Raw genomic sequence first — 2,815 nt, forward strand, 5'->3', positions numbered from 1 at the left:
GCTTCCACCTCTGACCTATCAACCTGATCATCTTTCAGGGATCTTACTAGCTTGCGCCATGGGAAATCTCATCTTGAGGGGGGCTTCATGCTTAGATGCTTTCAGCACTTATCCCGTCCGCACGTAGCTACCCAGCTATGCCTTTGGCAAGACAACTGGTACACCAGCGGTGCGTCCATCCCGGTCCTCTCGTACTAAGGACAGCTCCTCTCAAATTTCCTGCGCCCGCGACGGATAGGGACCGAACTGTCTCACGACGTTCTGAACCCAGCTCGCGTACCGCTTTAATGGGCGAACAGCCCAACCCTTGGGACCGACTACAGCCCCAGGATGCGATGAGCCGACATCGAGGTGCCAAACCTCCCCGTCGATGTGGACTCTTGGGGGAGATAAGCCTGTTATCCCCGGGGTAGCTTTTATCCGTTGAGCGATGGCCCTTCCATGCGGAACCACCGGATCACTAAGCCCGACTTTCGTCCCTGCTCGACTTGTAGGTCTCGCAGTCAAGCTCCCTTGTGCCTTTACACTCTACGAATGATTTCCAACCATTCTGAGGGAACCTTTGGGCGCCTCCGTTACTCTTTAGGAGGCGACCGCCCCAGTCAAACTGCCCACCTGACACTGTCTCCCACCCCGATGAGGGGCGCGGGTTAGAATTTCAATACAGCCAGGGTAGTATCCCACCAACGCCTCCACCGAAGCTAGCGCTCCGGCTTCTCAGGCTCCTACCTATCCTGTACAAGCTGTACCAAAATTCAATATCAGGCTGCAGTAAAGCTCCACGGGGTCTTTCCGTCCTGTCGCGGGTAACCTGCATCTTCACAGGTACTATAATTTCACCGAGTCTCTCGTTGAGACAGTGCCCAGATCGTTACACCTTTCGTGCGGGTCGGAACTTACCCGACAAGGAATTTCGCTACCTTAGGACCGTTATAGTTACGGCCGCCGTTTACTGGGGCTTCGGTTCAAAGCTTCGCTTGCGCTAACCTCTCCCCTTAACCTTCCAGCACCGGGCAGGTGTCAGCCCCTATACTTCGCCTTGCGGCTTCGCAGAGACCTGTGTTTTTGCTAAACAGTCGCCTGGGCCTATTCACTGCGGCTTTTCTGGGCTATTCACCCTAAAAAGCACCCCTTCTCCCGAAGTTACGGGGTCATTTTGCCGAGTTCCTTAACGAGAGTTCTCTCGCACACCTTAGGATTCTCTCCTCGCCTACCTGTGTCGGTTTGCGGTACGGGCACCTTACATCTCACTAGAGGCTTTTCTTGGCAGCGTGGAATCAGGAACTTCGGTACTATATTTCCCTCGCCATCACAGCTCCGCCTTAATGGAAACGGGATTTGCCTCGTTTCCGGCCTAACTGCTTGGACGCGCATATCCAACAGCGCGCTTACCCTATCCTTCTGCGTCCCCCCATCGTTCAAACGATGTATAGGTGGTACAGGAATATCAACCTGTTGTCCATCGCCTACGCCTTTCGGCCTCGGCTTAGGTCCCGACTAACCCTGAGCGGACGAGCCTTCCTCAGGAAACCTTAGGCATTCGGTGGAAGGGATTCTCACCCTTCTTTCGCTACTCATACCGGCATTCTCACTTCTAAGCGCTCCACCAGTCCTTCCGGTCTGACTTCAACGCCCTTAGAACGCTCTCCTACCACTGACACCCAATGGTGTCAATCCACAGCTTCGGTGATACGTTTAGCCCCGGTACATTTTCGGCGCGGAGTCACTCGACCAGTGAGCTATTACGCACTCTTTAAATGGTGGCTGCTTCTAAGCCAACATCCTGGTTGTCTAAGCAACTCCACATCCTTTTCCACTTAACGTATACTTTGGGACCTTAGCTGGTGGTCTGGGCTGTTTCCCTTTCGACTACGGATCTTATCACTCGCAGTCTGACTCCCAAGAATAAGTATTTGGCATTCGGAGTTTGACTGAATTCGGTAACCCGTTGGGGGCCCCTAGTCCAATCAGTGCTCTACCTCCAATACTCTCATCTTGAGGCTAGCCCTAAAGCTATTTCGGAGAGAACCAGCTATCTCCAGGTTCGATTGGAATTTCTCCGCTACCCACACCTCATCCCCGCACTTTTCAACGTGCGTGGGTTCGGGCCTCCATTCAGTGTTACCTGAACTTCACCCTGGACATGGGTAGATCACCTGGTTTCGGGTCTACGACCTCATACTCATTCGCCCTATTCAGACTCGCTTTCGCTGCGGCTCCGTCTCATCAACTTAACCTCGCATGAAATCGTAACTCGCCGGTTCATTCTACAAAAGGCACGCCATTACCCATTAACGGGCTTTGACTACTTGTAGGCACACGGTTTCAGGATCTATTTCACTCCCCTTCCGGGGTGCTTTTCACCTTTCCCTCACGGTACTGGTTCACTATCGGTCACTAGGGAGTATTTAGCCTTGGGAGATGGTCCTCCCTGCTTCCGACGGGATTTCTCGTGTCCCGCCGTACTCAGGATCCACTCAGGAGGGAACGAAGTTTCAACTACAGGGTTTTTACCTTCTTCGACGGACCTTTCCAGGTCGCTTCATTTACCCCGTTCCTTTGTAACTCCATGTTGAGTGTCCTACAACCCCAAGAGGCAAGCCTCTTGGTTTGGGCTAATTCCGTTTCGCTCGCCGCTACTCAGGAAATCGCGTTTGCTTTCTCTTCCTCCGGGTACTTAGATGTTTCAGTTCCCCGGGTCTGCCTTCAGTACCCTATGTATTCAGGTAAAGATACTGTTCCATTACGAACAGTGGGTTTCCCCATTCGGAAATCTCCGGATCAAAGCTTACTTACAGCTCCCCGAAGCATATCG

Annotated in this window: 1 rRNA gene; it reads right to left on the reverse strand. The window is 52.9% G+C overall.

The features are described from left to right. A 23S ribosomal RNA gene (locus N0M92_RS28795) occupies positions 1–2,815 on the reverse strand; the annotation flags it as partial.

Origin of the sequence: Peribacillus aracenensis (genome assembly GCF_025175645.1) — a bacterium.
GTDB classification, from domain to species: Bacteria; Bacillota; Bacilli; order Bacillales; family DSM-1321; genus Peribacillus; species Peribacillus aracenensis.